Consider the following 18,629-nt stretch of genomic DNA (forward strand, 5'->3'; position numbering starts at 1 on the left):
TTTCCCTATGCAAACCGAGATATGACTTTGAACAACAGCACATCCAGTGGCATGTAGAACACGTGCACCAGCACTACCATGATAGCCGCCAACGCCAGTGCCGCCAGGATCAGCCAGTTACGCCAGCGCTTGCGCCGGGCTACGTCGGCCCGGGTATCGATATAGGGCACTGCCACCAATACCCGTTTGCCCAGCAGGCTTTCCAGGGCGCCGACGCCGCGGACGCGCTGGTTGAGCATTTCCAGCAGCATCACCAACGCACCGCCACCTGCCGGTGCCAACACCAGGCCCAGGGCGGCAATTTTCTTGCGGTTGGGCTTGATCGGTTTTTCAGCCAGCAGCGGTGGCTCCAGCAAGACAAAGCGCTCGGCCTTGTTCTCCTGCTCCAGGCTTTCGGTAATCTTGGCGCCCATTTCCTTGGCGCGGATTTCTTCGTACTTCTTGCGCGCGTTGTCGTGGTCACGCATCAAGGTCACCAGGCCACGCTCGACCTGAGGTGCTTCCAGGATTTCGGCCTCGTAGCCTTCCATCTTCCTGGTCAGTTCGCGCTTTTGATCGGCCAGTGAAGCGATCCGTTCCTGGGCAGCGCTCATCTTGGCGCGAACACGAGCGACGTCGAGGCTCACCGAGGAGGCCGCCGTTGTGCGCCCCCCCGTGGCTTCCAGTGCCTGGATCTTGCGCTTGATCGCCACCACATCCGGGTGGGCGTCCTTGTAGCGGGTCAGCAAGCGGGCGTACTCGGCTTTCAGGCTGGGCAAGTCCTCGGGCTGGTCGGCAGTAGCCTGCCGGGCGCCATCAGTGACCTTGGTGGCCAGCCCGGCATTGGCCGCCGACAGTTCCAGCTCCAGGTAGCGCAGCTCTTCCTGGGCAGCCTTGTAGTCACGGTCGACTTCGCGGAACTCCAGCTCCGAACGCGACAACATGTTCATGCGCAGGGTCTGGTGCTCGGGCAAGGCGTTGGCATGAGCCTGCTTGAAGTCGGCCAGCTGGTTTTCCAGGCTGGCAAGCTCGGCACCCAGCTTGTTGGCCTCCTGGGTGAGGAACTCGGTGGTTTCGTTGGCGCGTTCGGTACGCTGCTTGAGGTTTTCGTTGAGGAACAACGTTACCAGTTCGTCGGCCACTTCCTTGGCCACCTGCGCCTGCTTGTGCTCGAAAGACACATTGAACGCCACGGTCGCCTCACCGCGCCCGCGCACGAAGGTGGTAAGCGTTTCAACCACGATGGCGTTGCGCATCTGGTCGATCTTGTCGCTTTCGCTCAGGCGCTTGTCAGCGAACAAGTCGTACTTGCCGATGATGCGCAGCAGGTTCTCGCGGGTCATCACCCGCTGGCGAATCACCTCGATGCGCTCATCGGCAAAGCTGGTGTTGTTGGTCGACACCAGCTCGGGGGAAATCTGCTGTGACTCCACCAGGATGGTGCCGGTCGACTGGTAGATCGGCGGCACCATCAACGCGACAGCCACGGTCGCGGCAAGAATGACTGCGGCACTCACCCCTAACACCAGGGCCCTGTCCTTGATAATGGCGATGTAATCTCTGATGGAGAGTTCGTAGTCAGACTTCATGGGGCCACCTGCCTGAAGTTCAGATGTCGGGGTACCTGTACGTCAACGTCAAACCAACGATCGTAGCGGTTGCATCTGCTACATGGTCCTGCTGCCGTTCCTTGTACATCAGCGACAGGCGCAGGTCCCAGTACGGCGAAAACTGGCGGCTGGCCCAAACGCTGTAAGTCTGCAATGTGTTGGGGCTCTGGCCCTTGCTGTCTTGCCAGGCCGCGTCCGCACCCACCCGGTTCAGCTCGCTGACCGCGTAGCTCCACACGCCGCGTACCTGGTCCAGCTCGGCGAAACCACCTTCGGCGCTGGCCACCGTGCTGCGTTCGGCGGTAAAACTGGCGTCAGCGCGCACGCCGGTGTAAAGCAACGAAACACCGCCCTCCCCGCGTCGGCCACCTTCATCGCCAGACACTTCGTTGACGCCCACATGCGCGTCGGCACTCAGGCGCTCGGACAGCTGGTACTTGATCCCCACCGCCGGGGTGTAGCTGTTGGAAGCCGTGGCAGTGAGGTCTTGCTCGGGCTCGTAGCGCCGGGCGCCAAAACGCGTGTACAGATCAGCCCGCTCGTTCCAGGCGTAGGTCCAGGTAAAGACGTTCGCCAATTCGTCGTACCCCGTCAGCGAACTGATGTCATAACGGGCACGGTTGTAGGTGGTTTCGTTGCTCAAGGTGCTGCGTTCGGTGACCGCCTGGCTCCAGTTGCCAGTCAGCGTATACAGCTTTTGCGTGCCGTCGGTGGTGATGACGCCAGTGTCCAGCACCGTCCCCGACAGGGTCGAGCTTTCGTTGTAGCGTGCCACCAGGCCAAAACGCCCACGCTCGGTCGTGCGTTGCCAGCCCAGGCTCAGGTCGGGGTCTTCACGGTCATCGACCACGTCCGTGTCGGATGAGCGCAACACATGCATGCCCAACCCCAACCTCAATTCGTCACGGTCGAAGGTTCCGATCAAGGTGTAGTCCGGCGCAATGATCGTGCGCGTTACGCCTTTTTCCCCCGAGGTCAGCAACAAGGGGTTGCTGTCGTATTCGACGGATGTCGGTACCACCACCGTAGACTGCCAATTTGCCGCCAGGACCGCGTCCGTAAACGGCAAGACCAGGATTGCCGTTGCAATGCGTGTTGTTTTAAGAAGTGGCATTAAATGTTCTTATTAAAGGCAAGATCAAGGAACGACCAGCGTATCGCCAGCCTGAAGTTGGATGTTGGTGGACATGTCCCGCCCAGACACCAGGTCCTTATATCGCACGGGCAGGATCTTTTGTGAAGCGCCCGTGCCGCGGACCACCTTGATTTCGCTTTCGTCAGCAAACTTGTCCAGCCCACCCGACATGCTCAGGGCCTGAAGTACCGCCGTAGGGCCTGCCATTTGCACAGCGCCCGGCTTGATCACTTTGCCTTGGACATAGACCAGGTTGCCAGCGATGCTCTTGACGACAACGCTGACGTTTGGGTCGGGGAGGAACTTTTCGAGTTTGGCAGCTACCTGTTTTTCAACTGCCGTAACATCCAGCCCGGCAACATTGATGCGCCCGGCCAAAGGGAACGTGATACTGCCATCGGGGAGTACGGTGGCTTCTTGACGCAGGCTGTCTTCCTGCCACACCGAAACCATGACGACATCACCGGGGCTTAGCAGGTAGGTCGCACTGCCCTGGTCAGCGTTGCCCACACCGGACCACACTGTCAGCATGCAGAATGCAGCAATCAATGAACGCTTCATGAGGGTCCCTCCGGCCAAATGGCCCGACAAAGAGCACTGAATGAGAACAGCACACCAACTCTCGCTCCGCTTCACGGCTTATGCCCGCCGCGATGGCCTCGACCTTCCTGGAGGCCCTAACCTTGACGCTGTGATCTGGGGTGCAACGCCCTGCAATCCTGGGCCTTCTTGGGCTACTGGGAATATAGCAACGGTTGGGAAATTCACAAGCCGAGCCCCGGGCTTGCGACAACCAGTACCCACTCAAGGAATGGGCTGATCAGAATCAGATCTTTCTTCTGTTGGCCACCAGCACAAAGCCAACAACGGCAAATGCCATCAACCAGCCTGCGGTTGAAACAGGAATGATACTGTTTTGATTTACATACGAATCTGCGGCGCGCGCAGCACCACTCAGCAGCACGAGCAAAAACATCGATTTGATAATCAGAGTCGTGCGCATACGCCCCTCCAAAAATTAAGGAAATCAATTAGTTATTTGCGTGTTACGGCGGGAGTTGTTTCGCTGTTGACTTGAGCTTATGGGCACAATGACACTACGTCAATGATCCGACACCATAATAAAATTCAATGGGAGATGGCCGTATTCGTCAAAATGTCGACATGCAAAATATGCAAGGGCGTGCGGGCTGATGGGGGCTGCGTTTCAGGGCTGAGAACGGTGGGGAGCCGTGCTTGACCCCCCGGTTTTTTCATTCGTCTGCGTGGTGAACCACGACCAGCAATTGCGCCGGCTGGGCACCTACCGAGCGTAGGCGGTGCGGTGTCTGGGCGTTGAAATGCAAGGCATCTCCCTGCTCCAGCAATACCCGTTCGCTCATGAAGTCCACTTCCACCTGGCCGGCATGTACGAACAGGAACTCCTCGCCCTGGTGTTCCTTGAAGGTGGGGTCGCTGAACTCGGACGGCGGCTGGATCAGGAACGGCAACAGGCTGCGTTGCCCGATCTGGCTGGTGAGGGCCGCGTAGCCCGGCCCTTGCCCATCACCCACCAAGGCCTGGCGTTCGCCATGGCGCACCAGGCTGTAGCGGCTCTGGCCAACCTGTTCTTCAGCGAACAGCTCCTCGACATTCACGTTCAACGCCCGCGCCAGTTTCAACGCGGCGGCGATCGAGGGGGTATTGAGGCCGCGCTCCACCTTGGACAGGTAGCTTTTGGTCATGCCGGTCTTCTCGGCCAGCACTTCCAGGGTCATCCCCAGTTTCTTTCGCAGCAGTTTCAATCGGATAGACATGTGAAGCAGGTTTCCCAGGCTGAGGCAGCCATGATACGCATCTGACGGCTGCCGCCAAGCCTGCAGGCCCACCTTGGGTTACGGCATTACCGGGGGCACGTACTGCAACGTTGTACCCAATGCCCACAGCAACACCAGAACCAGCGGCACATGCACCAGCAACTGCACGAACGAAAAGCCGATCAGGTCGCGTGCCTTCAGCCCCAACACACCCAGCAGCGGCAGCATGTAGAACGGGTTGATCAGGTTCGGCAAGGCTTCGGCAGCGTTGTAGATCTGCACCGCCCAGCCCAGGTGATACTGCAGGTCGTTGGCCACCAGCATCACATAGGGCGCTTCGATGATCCACTTGCCCCCACCCGAAGGAATGAAGAAGCCCAGCACTGCCGAATACACCCCCATCAGCACGGCATAGGTGTCATGCGTGGCGATCTGGGTGAAGAACAGCGAAATGTGATGGGCCAGGGTCTGTTCATCCACACCCTTTACCTGGGTGAGGATGGCCGCGATCGAGCCATACAGCGGGAACTGGATCAACACCCCGGTAGTGGTCGGCACCGCCCGCGCGACGGCGTCAAGAAAACTGCGCGGCCGCCAGTGCAGCAAGGCACCAAGCATGATGAACAGCAGGTTGTAGGTGTTCAGGCCAGAAATGGCGGTAATCGCCGGCTTGGTGGCGAACTCCTGGTACAGCCAGCCAGCGGCAAGGGCTACCAGCATCAGGATCAGAATGGGGCTATGTTCCAGCCACTCCCCCGGGCGGGTGCGCTGCGGTGCGGGCGGCGCGGTGAAGCTGGGGTCTACACCACAGTCTTCGGCGCTACGTGCACTGTTCGGGCCGGGGGCCGTGGCGTAGGCGATCACCAGCGAAACCACCACAAGCGCCCCCAGCATCACGCCGGACTGCCAAAGGAAGATGGTTTCGGTAAATGGAATAACGCCGGTAATCGAGAGGATCGAGGGTGGCAGGCTGGCCGGGTTGGCTTGCAGCTGCGCTGCCGATGACGACAGGCCCAATGCCCACACGGCGCCCAGGCCCAGGTAAGCTGCGGCACCGGCTGCGCGGTAGTCCATCTTCAAGTCGGTGCGCCGGGCCAGGGCGCGTACCAGCAGGCCACCAAACACCAGCGACAGCCCCCAGTTGAGCAGCGACGCCAGCATCGAGATCAGCGCCACCCAGCACACCGCAGAACGGCCATTGGCGGGGATGCGTGCCAGGCGGTCGATCAACCGTGCAGCAGGTGGCGAGCTGGCCACCACATAACCGCCGATGACCACGAAGGCCATTTGCATGGTGAACGGGATAAGGCTCCAGAAGCCATCGCCAAAGGCCTTGGCGGTGTCGGTCGGTTTGGCCCCCATGGCCAGGGCACCGATACACACCAGCAGTACGGCCAGGGCGGCGAAGACCCAGGAATCGGGGAACCAGCGTTCGGCCCAGTTGGAGCAGCGCAAGGCAAAGCGGGCGGAGCGGCTGTCTTGGATTTCAGCGGCCACAGGGGCATTCCTTTTATTGGTTTTATGAGGTGAATCAGTACGATCAGACAACGCAAAAACCCTGTGGGAGCGGGCGTGCCCGCGAATGCGTCGGTAAATTCACCGCAGCATTCGCGGGCATGCCCGCTCCCACAGGGTAGGATCGCGTGATGCCTTAGAAGGTCATTTCCTTCACATCATCCGGCACGATCAGCTTGCCGGCGGTTTTCGCGATGATTTCCTCAACGCTCACGCCGGGTGCGGTCTCGCGCAGGATGAAAGCGCCGTCTTCGATTTCCAGGTAGGCCAGGTCGGTCAGCACCTTGCGGATGCAGCCGGCGCCGGTCAGGGGCAGGCTGCACTGGGGCAGCAGCTTGGACTCACCGTCCTTGGAGGCGTGGGTCATGGTGACGATGATGTTCTCGGCGCCAGCCACCAGGTCCATGGCACCGCCCATGCCCTTCACCAGCTTGCCAGGGATCATCCACGAGGCAATGTTGCCCTGCACGTCTACCTCGAAAGCCCCCAGCACGGTCAGGTCGACGTGGCCACCACGGATCATCGCGAACGACTGGGCCGAATCGAAGATCGAGGCGCCGCGGCGGGCGGTGACAGTTTGCTTGCCGGCGTTGATCATGTCGGCATCGAGGGTGCTTTCGGTGGGGAATTCGCCCATGCCAAGCAGGCCGTTTTCCGACTGCAGCATTACATCCATGTCGGCGGGTACGTAGTTGGCCACCAGGGTTGGAATGCCGATGCCCAGGTTGACGTAGTAGCCGTCCTTCAGTTCACGGGCAACGCGTTGTGCCATCTGTTCGCGGGTCAGTGCCATGGTCAGGATCTCTTTGTTGTTCTGGTGGAGGGCGCTCAGGCCTTGACGGTGCGCTTTTCGATACGTTTTTCGAAGGTGCCGACGATGACACGATCCACGTAGATGCCCGGGGTGTGGATTTCGCTGGGCAACAGCACGCCAGGCTCGACGATCTCTTCCACTTCGACCACGGTGATCTTGCCGGCGGTGGCTGCCAGCGGGTTGAAGTTTTGCGCGGTGTTGCGGTACACCACGTTGCCGTAGTGGTCGGCTTTCCAACCCTTGACGATGGCGAAGTCACCGGTGATGGATTCTTCGAGGATGTATTTGCGCCCGTTGAACTCGCGCACCTCCTTGCCCTCGGCTACCGGGGTGCCGTAACCGGTGGCGGTGTAGAACGCCGGGATACCGGCGCCGCCAGCGCGCATCTTCTCGGCCAGGGTGCCCTGCGGGGTCAGTTCCACCTCCAGTTCGCCGCTGAGCAACTGGCGTTCGAACTCGGCGTTTTCGCCCACATAGGAGGCGACCATCTTGCGGATCTGCCGGTCTTCCAACAGCACGCCCAGGCCAAAGCCGTCGACGCCGCAGTTGTTGGAGACCACGGTCAGGCCCTTGACGCCAAGCCGCTTGATTTCGCTGATGAGGTTTTCCGGGATGCCGCACAGGCCAAAACCACCGGCCAGTATTGTCATGTTGTCGGTCAGGCCTTCAAGGGCCTGTTCATAGGTTGCAACGCGCTTGTCCAGTCCGGCCATGCTGATCCGCCTTTTGTAGTTGTTGAACCGACGAGGCTGTCGGTGAGCGTGTGCAGACATCTTCACCGCAAGCGACTGATTTGTTAATTTTGTTTTCGTCATCGATTGATAACTTTTGCAAAACAAACAATAGGCCTGTCATGAACGTCAAGCAACTGCGTGCCTTTGTCGCCGTGGCCAAGTACCAGAGCTTCGCCCAGGCCGGTGAACACCTGCATGTCTCGCAACCGGCGCTGAGCCTGACCATCAAGGCCCTGGAAGAAAACCTGGGCGGCGCCCTGCTCAGCCGCACCACACGCAGCGTCAGCCTGACCGCCGAAGGCGAAGTATTGTTGCCGCTGGCACGGCGCCTGCTGGCTGATTGGGACGACACCGAAGAAATGCTGCGCCAGCGCTTCACCCTGCAACTGGGCCGGGTGGCGGTGGCGGCCATGCCGGCCTTCGCCGGTAACCTGCTGCCCCAGTCGCTCAAGGTATTTCGCCAACGTTACCCCAAGGTCAACGTCACCGTGCATGACGTGATCAACGAACAAGTGCTGGAACTGGTACGCCATCGGCGCGTCGAACTGGGCATCGGCTTTGAACCGGACAACATCGACGGGCTGCACTTTCACCCTTTGTACATGGACCGTTTCGTTGCAGTGGTACCTGCAGACTCGCCCTTGGCACTGCAGCCCCAGGTCAGCTGGGCACAATTGATGGCCGAAGACTTCGTAGCCCTGCAACGCCCTTCGGCGGTACGCCTGTTGATGGAGCAGAATGTGGCGGCCCAGCACGGCAAGTTGACGGTGGCCTTCGAGAGCCACCAGCTGGCAACGATTGGCCGCATGGTTGCCAGCGGCCTGGGGGTGAGTGCCGTACCGGCGCTGTGCATCAGCCAGATGCAGGAGCTGGGTGCCCGCTGCGTGACCCTGGTGGAGCCCACGGTCGAACGGCGTATCGGCGTGATTGCCCTCAGCGAACACAAGCTTTCCACGGCAGCGCAGGCGCTGCTTGAGGTTCTGCTTTCCAACACCCGCCCCCCGGAGGTGACATGCGTTACGTGAAACTGGCAGGTTCGAGTGTTCCCGCTATCGGCCAAGGCACCTGGTACATGGGTGAAGACCCAGGCCGCAAGGCTGCCGAAGTGGCGGCCCTGCAACAGGGTATCGAGCTGGGCCTGAGCCTGATCGACACTGCCGAAATGTATGCCGAAGGCGGCGCGGAAGCGGTAGTTGGCCAGGCCATTGCCGGGCGCCGCGACCAGGTTTTTCTGGTCAGCAAGGTCTACCCGCACAATGCCAGTGCTCGCAGCATGGCAGCCGCCTGCGAGCGCAGCCTCACGCGCCTGGGCACCGACTGCATCGACCTGTACCTGCTGCATTGGCGTGGCCAGCACCCGCTGGAAGAAACCGTCGAAGCCTTCGAGCGTTTGCGCGAGCAAGGCAAGATCAAGCGCTGGGGCGTGTCCAACTTCGACGTCGACGACCTGCGTGAGCTGCACAACCCTGACTGTGCCACCAATCAGGTGTTGTACAACCCGGCCCAGCGCGGCATCGAGTTCGACCTGCTGCCTTGGAGCGAAAAGCGCGCACTGCCGACCATGGCTTACTGCCCGCTGGCCCAGGCTGGGCGCCTGTTGCAGCACCCGACACTGGCAGAAATCGCCGAGCGCCATGGCGCCACGCCGGCCCAGGTGAGCCTGGCCTGGGTAACCCGTACTGATGGCGTGATCGCCATTCCCAAGGCTGTGGAGCCTGAACATGTACGGCTGAATGCGGCTGCGGGGTCGCTGACATTGACCCGTGAAGACCTGCGGGCGATTGACCGGGCGTTCCCGGCGCCTGCGCGCAAGCAGCAGCTGGCGATGGTGTGACCAGCTAGTTGGAAATCGGTTTTCTTGCTCAATCTGAAAACCTGCGCGGTCCCTGTGGGAGCGGCCTTGCGTCGCGAAAGGGCCGCAAGGCGGCCCCAGCAATGCATACGGCGAAGCTGAAATCCTGGGGCCGCTGCGCGCCCCTTTCGCGACGCAAGGCCGCTCCCACAGGGGTGGTGCTGATGCGCAACTCAGTGGAAGTCCCGACTGCGCACATCCAGCCCCTGCAACAATGGGCTCACATCTTCCAGCCGCCGCGCAATCAAGTGCCTTACCCCTTCCTCCTGCTCCAGTCGCCCGCTGACCTTGAGCAACTGCGACCCCACCAGCGCCCGCCGCTGCCGTTCGGCCAAGTCCCGCCACACCACCACGTTGACCATTCCGTGCTCATCTTCCAGGGTCACGAAGGTCACGCCGCTGGCAGTCTGTGGCCGTTGGCGCCCTACCACCAGGCCGGCCACGGCAATGTTGTCGCCATGCTCGACACCCTGCAGCTCCAGCGAACTGCGACACCCCAGCGCCCTCAGGCGTGAGCGCAACAGGGCCAGCGGGTGCGGCCCGAGCGTGGTGCCCAGGGTCTGGTAATCGGCCACCAGGTCCTCAGCCACGGTGGGTACAGGCAGATTCACGGGTAGTTCAGGCGCTGCTTGCACGTCAGCGAACAGGGGCAACTGCGGCTGTACCGCGGCTACCTGCCAACGTGCCTGGTGCCGATCGCTGGCCAAGGCCCGCAACGCCCCGCCATCAGCCAGCCGGGCGCGGGCGCGGGCGTCGAGCCCGGCACGCAGGCACAGGTCTTCGACATCGCGCCAGGGCCGCTGCGCCCTCGCCTGCTCCAGGTGTATGGCATCGGCTTCGGCAAGGCCGCGCACCAGGCGCAGGCCCATGCGAATGGCCAGCGCCCCACCCGCCGTTGGTTCAAGGGTGCAGTCCCAGCCACTGTGGCACACGTCCACCGGGCGCACGTCGATACCCTGGCGACGAGCCTCTTGTAGCAACTGATCGGGGCTGTAGAACCCCATGGGCCAGCTATTGACCAATGCGCAGGTGAAGATGGCCGGTTCATGGCACTTCAGCCAGCTGCTGGCATAGCACAGCAAGGCAAAGCTGGCCGCGTGCGACTCCGGGAAACCATAGCTGCCAAAGCCTTTGATTTGCTCGAAGATGCGTTCTGCAAAGGCCAGTTCGTAACCATTACGCAGCATGCCTTGCACCAGCCGTTCGCGGTGCGGTTCCAGGCCACCGTGGCGCTTCCAGGCGGCCATGCTGCGGCGTAGCTGGTCGGCCTCGCCGGGTGTGTAGTCGGCTGCGACCATGGCCAGCTCCATCACCTGCTCCTGGAACAGGGGTACACCCAAGGTACGCTCGAAGACTTCCTTGAGCTGCGGTGATGGGTAAGTCACGGGCTCCTGCTTCAGGCGCCGGCGCAGGTAGGGGTGCACCATGTCGCCCTGGATCGGCCCAGGGCGGACAATCGCCACTTCAATGACCAGGTCATAGAAGGTTCTGGGCTGCAGCCGGGGCAGCATGGCCATCTGCGCACGCGACTCGATCTGGAATACGCCCATGGTCTCTGCCCGGCTGATCATGGCGTAGGTGGCCGGGTCCTCGCCGGGGATGGTGGCCAGGGTCAGCGCTTGGCCGCGATAGCGTTGCAGCAGGTCGAAACAACGGCGCAAGGCACTAAGCATGCCCAGGGCCAGTACATCGACCTTGAGCAGGCCGACCATGTCCAGGTCGTCCTTGTCCCACTGGATCACCGTGCGCTCCGCCATGGCAGCATTTTCCACCGGTACCAGTTGGTCGAGCGGTTGCTGGGAGATGACGAAGCCCCCCGGGTGCTGCGACAAGTGCCGGGGGAAACCGATCAGTTCGCCAGCCAGTACCAACACCCGCCGCAACGATGGGTTGCCGGCCTCGAACCCGGCTTCAGCCAGGCGCTGGTCATCGGGGATGCGGTCGCTCCAGCGGCCACAGCATTTGGCCAGGGCATCCACCTGGTCCGCCGGCAAACCCAGCACGCGTGCAACATCCCGCACTGCACCCGCCGCATGGTAGGTATTGACCACCGCAGTCAGCGCCGCACGGTGTCGGCCATAGCGGTTGAACACGTACTGGATCACTTCTTCGCGCCGGTCGTGCTCGAAATCCACATCGATGTCCGGTGGCTCGTTACGTTCGCGCGACAAGAAGCGCTCGAACAGCAAGCGGTGTTCCATGGGGTCCAGTTCGGTGATACCCAGCACGAAACACACCACCGAGTTGGCTGCCGAACCGCGGCCCTGGCAGAGAATGCGCTGGCTGCGGGCAAATGCGACGATGTCGTGCACGGTCAGGAAATAACTTTCGTAGCCAAGCTCCTCGATCAGCGCCAACTCCTTGGCCAGCACGTCACGCACTTTGCCGCTGGCCCCACCTGGCCAGCGCATCGGCAAGCCCTGCTCGCACAGCTCACGCAACCAGCTCGCCGGGGTATGGCCCTGAGGCACCAATTCGCGGGGGTACTGGTATTTCAACTCACTCAAGTCAAACTGGCAGCGCTCGGCAATGGCCAGGGTCTCGGCCAGCAGGTCGGCGGGATAGAGTTCGCCCAATTGTGCCTGGCTGCGCAGGTGGCGCTCGCCATTGGCAAACAGAAAGCGACCGGCCTCTGCCACCTGGCAATGCTGGCGGATGGCGGTCATGCAGTCCTGCAAGGCACGGCGGCCGCGCACATGCATGTGCACATCGCCACAGGCCACGGCGCGAATACCCACTTCAGCCGCCAGGCTTCGCAAGCGTTGAAGGCGAAACCCATCATCACTGCCACGGTGCAGGTGCACGGCCAGCCACAGGTGCTCGCCAAACACGCTGCGCAGCCACGCACCAGTGGCCGTATCGCTGTGGTCATCGGCGACCCATAGCGCCAGCAGGCCATCAGAGTGCTGCAGGTCATCGCGAAGCAGCTGGTACTCGCCCTTGCGTGCCCGCCGCCGAGCCCGAGTGATCAGCGCACACAAGCTCTGGTAACCGGCCAGGTTCTCTACCAGCAGCACCAGCTTGGGGCCGTCCTGGAGTTGAACCTCACAGCCTACGATCAGCCGCAGTTGGTGCGCCTTGGCCGCCTGCCAGGCCCGGACGATCCCGGCCAGGGTACATTCGTCAGTGATCGCCAAGGCCTGGTAACCCTGGTCACGTGCTCGCCGGAACAACTCGTCGGCACTCGATGCACCGCGCTGGAAACTGAAGTTGGACAAGCAATGCAGCTCGGCATAACCCGGGGTGTTCATGCAAACCAGCCTTGCAGCCACATAGGCCCGGCCTGGCCCAGGTCGCGATAGGCCCAGCCACGCAGGCCATCACGGGTTTCGATACGGTAGTAGTCGCGGCGAACGTCCCCACCATCCCACCAGCCTGATTCAATCCGTTCGGCATGGCCGTGTACCTGGTAGCCGGCATCATCCAGTGCTACCGGCGCCGGCAGCAGCCAGCCTGGGCGGCTGCCCGGGGCAACCGGCATGTTGCCTTGTGCCCCCTGCTCAGCCAGTTGCCAGGCACATTCAGGGCGGTGATCGGCTGCGGCGGTCAGCCCCTTGACGGCGTCGTCCCCCAGGCGGGCGCGCAGCCGCTCGCGCAACTGCTCCCAAGGCTGCGCCTGCTGCGCACGTGGGTCGAACAGCGCTTGGTGCTGGGGCACAAAAGGTGGCAGGTCGTCAGCAACCAGCCGCAGGTTGCGCACGGGTGCAGGAATGCGCAGCGGCTCCAGGCGCCCCCGGGCCAGTTCGAACAGCATGCCTGCATCGCGCTCGGCTGCCAGCAGGCCTACCTTGAGCAGAGTGTCCGGCCCATCGGCATGCTCCAGATGCAGGCAAAAGCGTTGCACACCACAGTCACGCCCGGCGAGAAACGCCGCCAGGTCGTTGAGCATGCGCCGCAGCGGGAACAACAGCGCCTGATGCGACTCGACGTCGAAGTTCAGCTCCAGCCGAGTCTCGAAGCGGTCCGGTGGCAGGTAGAAGTCCAGCCCCGGGTTGCGCAGGCCGAGTAGCTGGTCGAGGTGCAGCTGTACCTGGGCCGGAAAGCGCCTGGCCAACGTATCACGCGGCAAGGCCAGCACCTGGCTAAGCTGGCGCAAGCCCATGCGGTTGAAGGCTTCGGCGGCCTCGGCCGGCAAGCCGATACGTGTGATGGGCATGCCTGACAGCGCTGCACGGGTGGCGTCGGCATCACCCACGGCCAGGCCATCATGCCCATTGGCAAGCATGCGTGCCGCCACCGGGTTGCTGGCCATGACGATACGATGGCGCAGGCCCAGGCCTGCAAGCTCCTGGCGCAAGCGTGCTTCAAACAAGGGCCAGGGGCCGAACAGTTGCAGGCTGGAGCCCACCTCCAGTAGCACCGCACGTGGGTAATGCAGGCTGACCTGGGCGCTGAAGCGATAGGCCCAGGCCGCCAGCAATTGCTGCACCTGCTCGATACGCCCGGGGTCGGCTTCGACACAAGTGAAACCATCGGCCAGGGCACGTGCTGCCGTCAGGGTTTGCCCTGCCCGCAACCCGAGTGCAGCTGCTGCCGGGTTGACTGCTTGCAGTACCCGACGCTGGGTAGGGCCACCCAATAGCGCCAAGGGTGTGTCGGGGTCTTCACGCTCACGCAGGATTGTGTCCAGCGCCAGCTGAGGGAGCAGGATACAGGCCCAGAGCATGGTGCATCAGCCCCGCCCTGAGCAGGCGATGGGCAGCGCTGGCGGCATGCCGCCCCGGCTTTTCAGCACGCGCCACTGCGCCGGACGCGTGTCGATGGCAATGCGCAATGCTGCTGGCGACGGGTTGTGCGCCGCTTGATGCGGCCGGCAGGCAAAGGCCAGGGCCTGGCCGGTTTCCGCAGCTACCTGCAAACGCCGCAGGGCTCGGTCATCAGCACGCTCAGGCCAGCACAGCACCGCTGCGCAGCTGCCGGAGCGCAGGCACTGCTCGGCAGCCCACAGGGCATCGGCAGGCTCGGCATCCACCTGTACCAGCCAGCGCAGGTCCACGCCTGCCGCTTGCCACGCAGGGGCGTAGGGAATAAAGGGCGGCGCTACCAGCACTAGCCGGCTGGCTTGCGCACTGAGCCGCGCCAGCGTTGGCCACAGCAGTTGCAGTTCGCCGCAACCGGGGCTGGCCAACAACAGTTCGCTGAGTGCCGCTGCCGGCCAGCCGCCTTCAGGCAGGCGCTCGTCAAGGCTGGCATGCCCGGTAGGCTGCAACCCGAGTGGCCGGGCCTGGGCCTGCCGGCCGCGCCATACACGGCGCTGGTCGAGCAGCCTGTCGAGATCGACCACCGCGCCCATCAGTCGCGCCTCAGCAAGCCGCAGAACACGCCTTCGATAAAGAATTCCTGTTCAGGCTTCACATCGATAGGCGCATAGGCCGGGTTGCGTGGCAGCAGCCGGTAATTGCTGCCCTGGCGTTGCAGCCGCTTGATGGTCACTTCGCCGTCCAGGCGCGCAACCACAATCTGCCCGTCGCGGGCGTCGGCCTGCTGAAGGATACCAACCAGGTCACCGTCGAAGATGCCGTCGTCGATCATCGAGTCGCCGCGCACTTTAAGCAGGTAGTCGGGGGTACGGCGGAACAGGCTTGGGTCGAGCAGCAACTGTTCGTGGATATCAAGATCCGGGCCGATGGGGGCGCCAGCTGCTACCTGGCCCAACACCGGGACTTCGAGAATTTCTGGTCGACGTAACGGTTCGGCCAGGCGAATGCCCCGCGCCTGGTTGGGCGTGACATCGATATAGCCAGCCTGGCAAAGGGCGGTGATGTGCTTGCGGGCTACGCTGCGCGAAGCAAAACCGAAGCGTGTGGCGATATCGGCCAGGCTCGGTGGCTGGCCATGATCGGCAATGCGCTCACGGATGAACTCGAAAATGGCGCGACGTTTGGGAGTAAGATTGTCCATGGAGCACATTTGTACTCCTTTCGGAGCACGCTGAACAGCCCCCCTTGTCGCCAGCTTTGGTTATCATCCCCTGGCTCGTGTTTTTCTGATCTGGATATCCCATGCTGACTGCGCTGCTGTTCGACCTCGACGGAACCTTGACCGACACCGACACCCTGCACTTGCAGGCTTTTCGCCAACTGCTGCGTGAGCATGACGGCCGCGAGCTGAGCCAGGCGCAGTTCGATGCCCAGGTAAGCGGCCGCGCCAACGGCGAGTTGTTCGCAGAACTGTTCACAGGGGCCAGTGCCGAGCAGTGCCAGGCATTGGCCGACCGCAAGGAAGCGCTGTTCCGGGACATGTCGCCGCAGCTGGAGCCAATGCCAGGGCTGTTGCGCCTGCTGGCCCATGCCGAGGCCAAGGGTATGGGCATGTGCGTGGTGACCAACGCGCCGCGGCTGAACGCCGAGCACATGTTGAGCGCCATGGGCCTGGCCCAGCGGTTCGAGCATGTGCTGGTGGCCGAAGAACTGGCGCGCCCCAAGCCGGACCCTCTGCCCTACTTCACCGGGCTGCAACGGCTGGGTGCCGAAGCCGGGCAGGCGCTAGCCTTCGAGGACTCGCTGCCGGGTGTTGCAGCGGCCAGTGGTGCCGGGATATTTACCGTGGGCGTGGCTACCACCCAAACGCCGGAGCGGTTGCTGGCGGCGGGGGCCGGGTTGGTGATTGCAGATTTTGATGATCCTGAATTGTGGGCGTTGGTCGAGCGTATGGCTTAAGTTGTTTGTTGCCTGAGAGATCGAGCGCCGCCCGCGCGGCGCATCGCGAGCAAGCTCGCTCCTACATTTGTTTCGGGCCAATCATTCCTGTGGGATTTGCGCGCGAACGCTTTGGCGCATGACTCGATATTGCGTCGAACGAACAAGGCGGTCGTGCGCGCCTCGCACAGGCGTTACTGGCCCGAAACAAATGTAGGAGCGAGCTTGCTCGCGATGCGCCGCGCGGGCGGCGCTCGATCTCAATGCCCCTACAACCTCCAAGCCATGCACCCAAGGCCCCCATGCTCATCGACGAAGAACTGACCCTCAAGAAGCTGGAAACCTTCCTTGCCTTCATGCGCACCGGCAACCTCAGTCGTGCGGCCGTCGAACTGTCCACCAGCGCCGTCAGCGTGCACCGCGCCATCCACTCGCTGGAGAGTGCCCTGCGCTGCCCACTGTTCAAGCACGAAGGCCGCCAGCTGATCCCGCTGGAAAGCGCCTACGTGCTGGAGAAGAAAGCCCGGCAACTGATCCAGGACGCCGAGCAGATGGTGCGCCACACCCGCGAAGCCGCCGGGTTCTATGCCGAGCGCTTCCGCTTGGGTGCGCTCTATTCGCTAACGGTAAAAACCGTGCCCAAACTGGTCATGGGCCTGAAACTGCGCCGTAGCGAGCTGAACATCGACCTCACTCTGGGCTCCAACGTCGACCTGCTGCAGCGCCTGAAAAACCACGAGTTGGAGGCCATTCTGGTTTCACTCGATGAAAGCGCCAGCGACCCGGCTTGCGAGCAGCTGCCGTTATTTTCCGACGACATCTTTCTCGCGGTCCCCACTGACTCGCCCTTCGCCGGGCAAGCCGAGGTGGACCTGGCCGACCTGGCCGACTCCACCTTCATCACCCTGACCCAGGGTTTTGCCACCCACCGCGATGGCGCACGGGTATTCCAGCAAGCCGGCTTCGAACCGAAAGTGGCCATGCAGGTGAACGACATCTTCACCCTGCTGAGCATGGTCAGCTCGGGCGTGGGCTTTGCCCTGCTGCCCGGGCGCATCGCGGCGGTGTATGAAAACCGCGTCAGGTTGATTGCCTTGAAGCCGCAATATCGCTTGCAGCAGCATATTGGCGTGGTGTTTCTGAAAGCGCGGGAGCGGGAGCCGAACCTGCTGGCGCTGCTGGCAGAGTGCCGGATGTACAGCCTGGAGCGCTAAGCTGCCGTGCGGCCTGCCAACCTTGCAGCCACACGGCCAAGGCTGCAAGCCCGGCCGGCAGCAGCAGCGAGGCAAAAACCTGCGTAAAGCTCCAGCCCAGTGCCAGCATCTGCGCCCCGGCAAACGCGCTTAGAATCGCCCCCAGCCGGCCGATGCCGCTCATCCAGCTGGCGCCGGTCGCCCGTGCCTCGGTCGGGTAAAAGCCCGCCGCCAATGCGTTCATGCCCACACTGGCCCCGTTCAGGCCAAACCCCACGGCCCATGCAGTTGCACACAACCAGGCAAAGTCCCCGTTCACCTGGCCAATAGCGAAAATTACCGCGCCACTGAACAGGAAAGTCAGGACCAATACACGTTGCGCCCGGTAACGGTCCATGGCCCAGCCTACGCTGATTGCGCCCACCGGCCCGCCAATCTGGAAGCAGGCGGTGACAATGGCCGCTTCAGCCACCGAGAAACCACCCCCCTCCTTCACCAGCGTCGGCAGCCAGCCGCTGAACAGGTAGACCAGGAACAACGCCAGCACATAGCCCGCCCACAGCATCAACGTGCCGAAGCGGTAACGCGGTGACAGGATGGTGCCGATGGAACCACCTGCGGCCTGCGGGTTGGCGGGCATGGCGAAGGCGCTGTCGGCGTTGACCTGCTCGGGTGCCAGGCGGCGAACAATGGCCAGTATGCGCTGCCGGTCTGCGCCTTTGCTGACCAGGAATGTCACCGATTCCGGCAAGCGCCAGTACAGCAACGGCAAGGTCATCAGCGGCAGTACCCCACCCAGCACCAGCACACTACGCCAGCCCAGGTTGGGGATCATCCAGGCGCTGACGAAGCCACCCAGGGCTGCGCCGAGGGAGAACCCACAAAAAGCCAGGGTGATCAGTAACGAGCGGCTACGGGCCGGCGCGTATTCGCTGACCAGCGTACTGGCATTGGGCATGGCAGCACCCAGGCCCAGGCCGGTGAGAAAACGCAGCGCAACCAGGGTTTCCAGGTTTGGGGAAAAGGCCGAGGCCAAGGTCCAGATGCCAAACAACAGCACGCTGCACAGCAAAACCACCTTGCGCCCGTAGCGGTCTGCCAGTGGGCCGGCGATCAGGGCACCGAGGGCCAGGCCGATCAGCGCTGCGCTCAATACCGGCCCCAGGCTTTGCGCACCCAGGCCCCAGTCGCTTTTCAGTTGTGGGGCTATGAAACCGATGATGGCAACGTCCAGGCCATCCAGGGCAATGATCAGAAAACCGAGGAACACGACCCATTTCTGGTAGCGGCCGATGGGTTGCTGGTCTATCAGTTGGCGCACGTCGAGCGTGTTGGTCATGGGGTATCACCTGTTTTTGTTGTT

General features: G+C 62.6%; 16 protein-coding genes and 1 pseudogene. 4 read left to right on the forward strand and 13 right to left on the reverse strand.

Annotated features, from left to right (window positions below):
- Positions 1-5: 5 nt before the first annotated feature.
- The 8 genes from ACFY9W_RS03600 to ACFY9W_RS03635 all read right to left on the reverse strand — a co-directional run bounded on the left by ACFY9W_RS03600 (position 6) and on the right by ACFY9W_RS03635 (position 7,562).
- A complete protein-coding gene (locus ACFY9W_RS03600; RefSeq protein WP_391125861.1) occupies positions 6-1,568 on the reverse strand; it encodes a Wzz/FepE/Etk N-terminal domain-containing protein in 1,563 nt (520 codons plus the stop codon).
- A 19-nt stretch (positions 1,569-1,587) separates the two neighbouring features.
- Positions 1,588-2,703 (reverse strand): hypothetical protein, encoded by a 1,116-nt coding sequence (locus ACFY9W_RS03605; protein ID WP_391125864.1) that lies wholly within the window; start codon positions 2,701-2,703, stop codon positions 1,588-1,590.
- Between the two features lie 24 nt (positions 2,704-2,727).
- Positions 2,728-3,285 (reverse strand): polysaccharide biosynthesis/export family protein, encoded by a 558-nt coding sequence (locus tag ACFY9W_RS03610; protein WP_391125867.1) that lies wholly within the window; start codon positions 3,283-3,285, stop codon positions 2,728-2,730.
- 265 nt (positions 3,286-3,550) lie between these two features.
- Positions 3,551-3,727, reverse strand: coding sequence for an EPS-associated small membrane protein EppA (gene eppA / locus ACFY9W_RS03615; protein ID WP_284353647.1), 177 nt, complete (start codon positions 3,725-3,727; stop codon positions 3,551-3,553).
- Between the two features lie 250 nt (positions 3,728-3,977).
- Positions 3,978-4,520, reverse strand: a complete 543-nt coding sequence (locus ACFY9W_RS03620; protein ID WP_391125871.1) for a helix-turn-helix domain-containing protein — start codon at positions 4,518-4,520, stop codon at positions 3,978-3,980.
- 78 nt (positions 4,521-4,598) lie between these two features.
- Complete coding sequence (locus ACFY9W_RS03625) at positions 4,599-6,017, reverse strand: TIGR00366 family protein (RefSeq protein WP_391125874.1); 1,419 nt, start codon at positions 6,015-6,017, stop codon at positions 4,599-4,601.
- Positions 6,018-6,171: 154 nt separating this feature from the next.
- Entirely contained in the window at positions 6,172-6,828 is a 657-nt protein-coding gene (locus ACFY9W_RS03630) for a CoA transferase subunit B (protein ID WP_028613936.1), read from the reverse strand.
- 35 nt (positions 6,829-6,863) lie between these two features.
- Entirely contained in the window at positions 6,864-7,562 is a 699-nt protein-coding gene (locus ACFY9W_RS03635) for a 3-oxoacid CoA-transferase subunit A (RefSeq protein ID WP_391125877.1), read from the reverse strand.
- A gap of 140 nt (positions 7,563-7,702) precedes the next feature.
- Between ACFY9W_RS03635 and ACFY9W_RS03640 the strand changes: the two genes are divergently transcribed.
- A complete protein-coding gene (locus ACFY9W_RS03640) occupies positions 7,703-8,608 on the forward strand; it encodes a LysR substrate-binding domain-containing protein (protein WP_391125880.1) in 906 nt (301 codons plus the stop codon).
- Positions 8,596-9,417, forward strand: a complete 822-nt coding sequence (locus ACFY9W_RS03645; RefSeq protein WP_391125883.1) for an aldo/keto reductase — start codon at positions 8,596-8,598, stop codon at positions 9,415-9,417. The genes ACFY9W_RS03640 and ACFY9W_RS03645 overlap by 13 nt, the downstream gene beginning before the upstream one ends.
- 191 nt (positions 9,418-9,608) lie before the next feature.
- Here ACFY9W_RS03645 and ACFY9W_RS03650 read toward each other — a convergent pair whose 3' ends face one another.
- Genes ACFY9W_RS03650 through lexA form a run of 4 tightly spaced genes read right to left on the reverse strand, consistent with a single transcriptional unit; the run spans position 9,609 to position 15,345 of the window.
- Positions 9,609-12,686 carry an error-prone DNA polymerase gene (locus ACFY9W_RS03650; RefSeq protein ID WP_391125887.1) on the reverse strand — a complete coding sequence of 1,026 codons (3,078 nt, stop codon included), beginning with the start codon at positions 12,684-12,686 and terminating at the stop codon, positions 9,609-9,611.
- Positions 12,683-14,101: a Y-family DNA polymerase gene (locus ACFY9W_RS03655; RefSeq protein WP_391125890.1), complete on the reverse strand. Its 1,419-nt coding sequence runs from the start codon at positions 14,099-14,101 to the stop codon at positions 12,683-12,685. The genes ACFY9W_RS03650 and ACFY9W_RS03655 overlap by 4 nt, the downstream gene beginning before the upstream one ends.
- A 6-nt stretch (positions 14,102-14,107) precedes the next feature.
- Positions 14,108-14,728, reverse strand: a complete 621-nt coding sequence (gene imuA / locus ACFY9W_RS03660) for a translesion DNA synthesis-associated protein ImuA (RefSeq protein WP_391125893.1) — start codon at positions 14,726-14,728, stop codon at positions 14,108-14,110.
- Positions 14,728-15,345, reverse strand: a complete 618-nt coding sequence (lexA, locus tag ACFY9W_RS03665) for a transcriptional repressor LexA (protein ID WP_391125896.1) — start codon at positions 15,343-15,345, stop codon at positions 14,728-14,730. The genes imuA and lexA overlap by 1 nt, the downstream gene beginning before the upstream one ends.
- Positions 15,346-15,437: 92 nt before the next feature.
- Here lexA and ACFY9W_RS03670 point away from each other — a divergent pair, with 92 nt between their 5' ends.
- Both ACFY9W_RS03670 and ACFY9W_RS03675 read left to right on the forward strand, forming a co-directional pair.
- Entirely contained in the window at positions 15,438-16,094 is a 657-nt protein-coding gene (locus tag ACFY9W_RS03670) for an HAD-IA family hydrolase (RefSeq protein ID WP_391125899.1), read from the forward strand.
- A 281-nt stretch (positions 16,095-16,375) separates the two neighbouring features.
- Complete coding sequence (locus ACFY9W_RS03675) at positions 16,376-17,287, forward strand: LysR substrate-binding domain-containing protein (RefSeq protein ID WP_391125902.1); 912 nt, start codon at positions 16,376-16,378, stop codon at positions 17,285-17,287.
- On the opposite strand, the pseudogene ACFY9W_RS03680 reads toward ACFY9W_RS03675, so the two are convergent.
- Positions 17,223-18,605 (reverse strand): annotated as a pseudogene (locus ACFY9W_RS03680) (MFS transporter); the annotation flags it as partial. The gene ACFY9W_RS03675 and the pseudogene ACFY9W_RS03680 overlap by 65 nt on opposite strands.
- Between the last annotated feature and the right edge of the window lie 24 nt (positions 18,606-18,629).

The sequence above is a fragment of the Pseudomonas sp. NPDC008258 genome (genome assembly GCF_042956345.1).
Lineage (GTDB): Bacteria > Pseudomonadota > Gammaproteobacteria > Pseudomonadales > Pseudomonadaceae > Aquipseudomonas.

What these genes read in the sequence shown, in the direction of transcription:
- ACFY9W_RS03600 (WP_391125861.1), bottom strand. Translation starts at nt 1,568, where the DNA reads ATGAAGTCTGACTACGAACTCTCCATCAGAGATTACATCGCCATTATC.
- ACFY9W_RS03605 (WP_391125864.1), bottom strand. Translation starts at nt 2,703, where the DNA reads ATGCCACTTCTTAAAACAACACGCATTGCAACGGCAATCCTGGTCTTG.
- ACFY9W_RS03610 (WP_391125867.1), bottom strand. Translation starts at nt 3,285, where the DNA reads ATGAAGCGTTCATTGATTGCTGCATTCTGCATGCTGACAGTGTGGTCC.
- eppA (WP_284353647.1), bottom strand. Translation starts at nt 3,727, where the DNA reads ATGCGCACGACTCTGATTATCAAATCGATGTTTTTGCTCGTGCTGCTG.
- ACFY9W_RS03620 (WP_391125871.1), bottom strand. Translation starts at nt 4,520, where the DNA reads ATGTCTATCCGATTGAAACTGCTGCGAAAGAAACTGGGGATGACCCTG.
- ACFY9W_RS03630 (WP_028613936.1), bottom strand. Translation starts at nt 6,828, where the DNA reads ATGGCACTGACCCGCGAACAGATGGCACAACGCGTTGCCCGTGAACTG.
- ACFY9W_RS03635 (WP_391125877.1), bottom strand. Translation starts at nt 7,562, where the DNA reads ATGGCCGGACTGGACAAGCGCGTTGCAACCTATGAACAGGCCCTTGAA.
- ACFY9W_RS03640 (WP_391125880.1), top strand. Translation starts at nt 7,703, where the DNA reads ATGAACGTCAAGCAACTGCGTGCCTTTGTCGCCGTGGCCAAGTACCAG.
- ACFY9W_RS03645 (WP_391125883.1), top strand. Translation starts at nt 8,596, where the DNA reads ATGCGTTACGTGAAACTGGCAGGTTCGAGTGTTCCCGCTATCGGCCAA.
- ACFY9W_RS03650 (WP_391125887.1), bottom strand. Translation starts at nt 12,686, where the DNA reads ATGAACACCCCGGGTTATGCCGAGCTGCATTGCTTGTCCAACTTCAGT.
- ACFY9W_RS03655 (WP_391125890.1), bottom strand. Translation starts at nt 14,101, where the DNA reads ATGCTCTGGGCCTGTATCCTGCTCCCTCAGCTGGCGCTGGACACAATC.
- imuA (WP_391125893.1), bottom strand. Translation starts at nt 14,728, where the DNA reads ATGGGCGCGGTGGTCGATCTCGACAGGCTGCTCGACCAGCGCCGTGTA.
- lexA (WP_391125896.1), bottom strand. Translation starts at nt 15,345, where the DNA reads ATGTGCTCCATGGACAATCTTACTCCCAAACGTCGCGCCATTTTCGAG.
- ACFY9W_RS03670 (WP_391125899.1), top strand. Translation starts at nt 15,438, where the DNA reads ATGCTGACTGCGCTGCTGTTCGACCTCGACGGAACCTTGACCGACACC.
- ACFY9W_RS03675 (WP_391125902.1), top strand. Translation starts at nt 16,376, where the DNA reads ATGCTCATCGACGAAGAACTGACCCTCAAGAAGCTGGAAACCTTCCTT.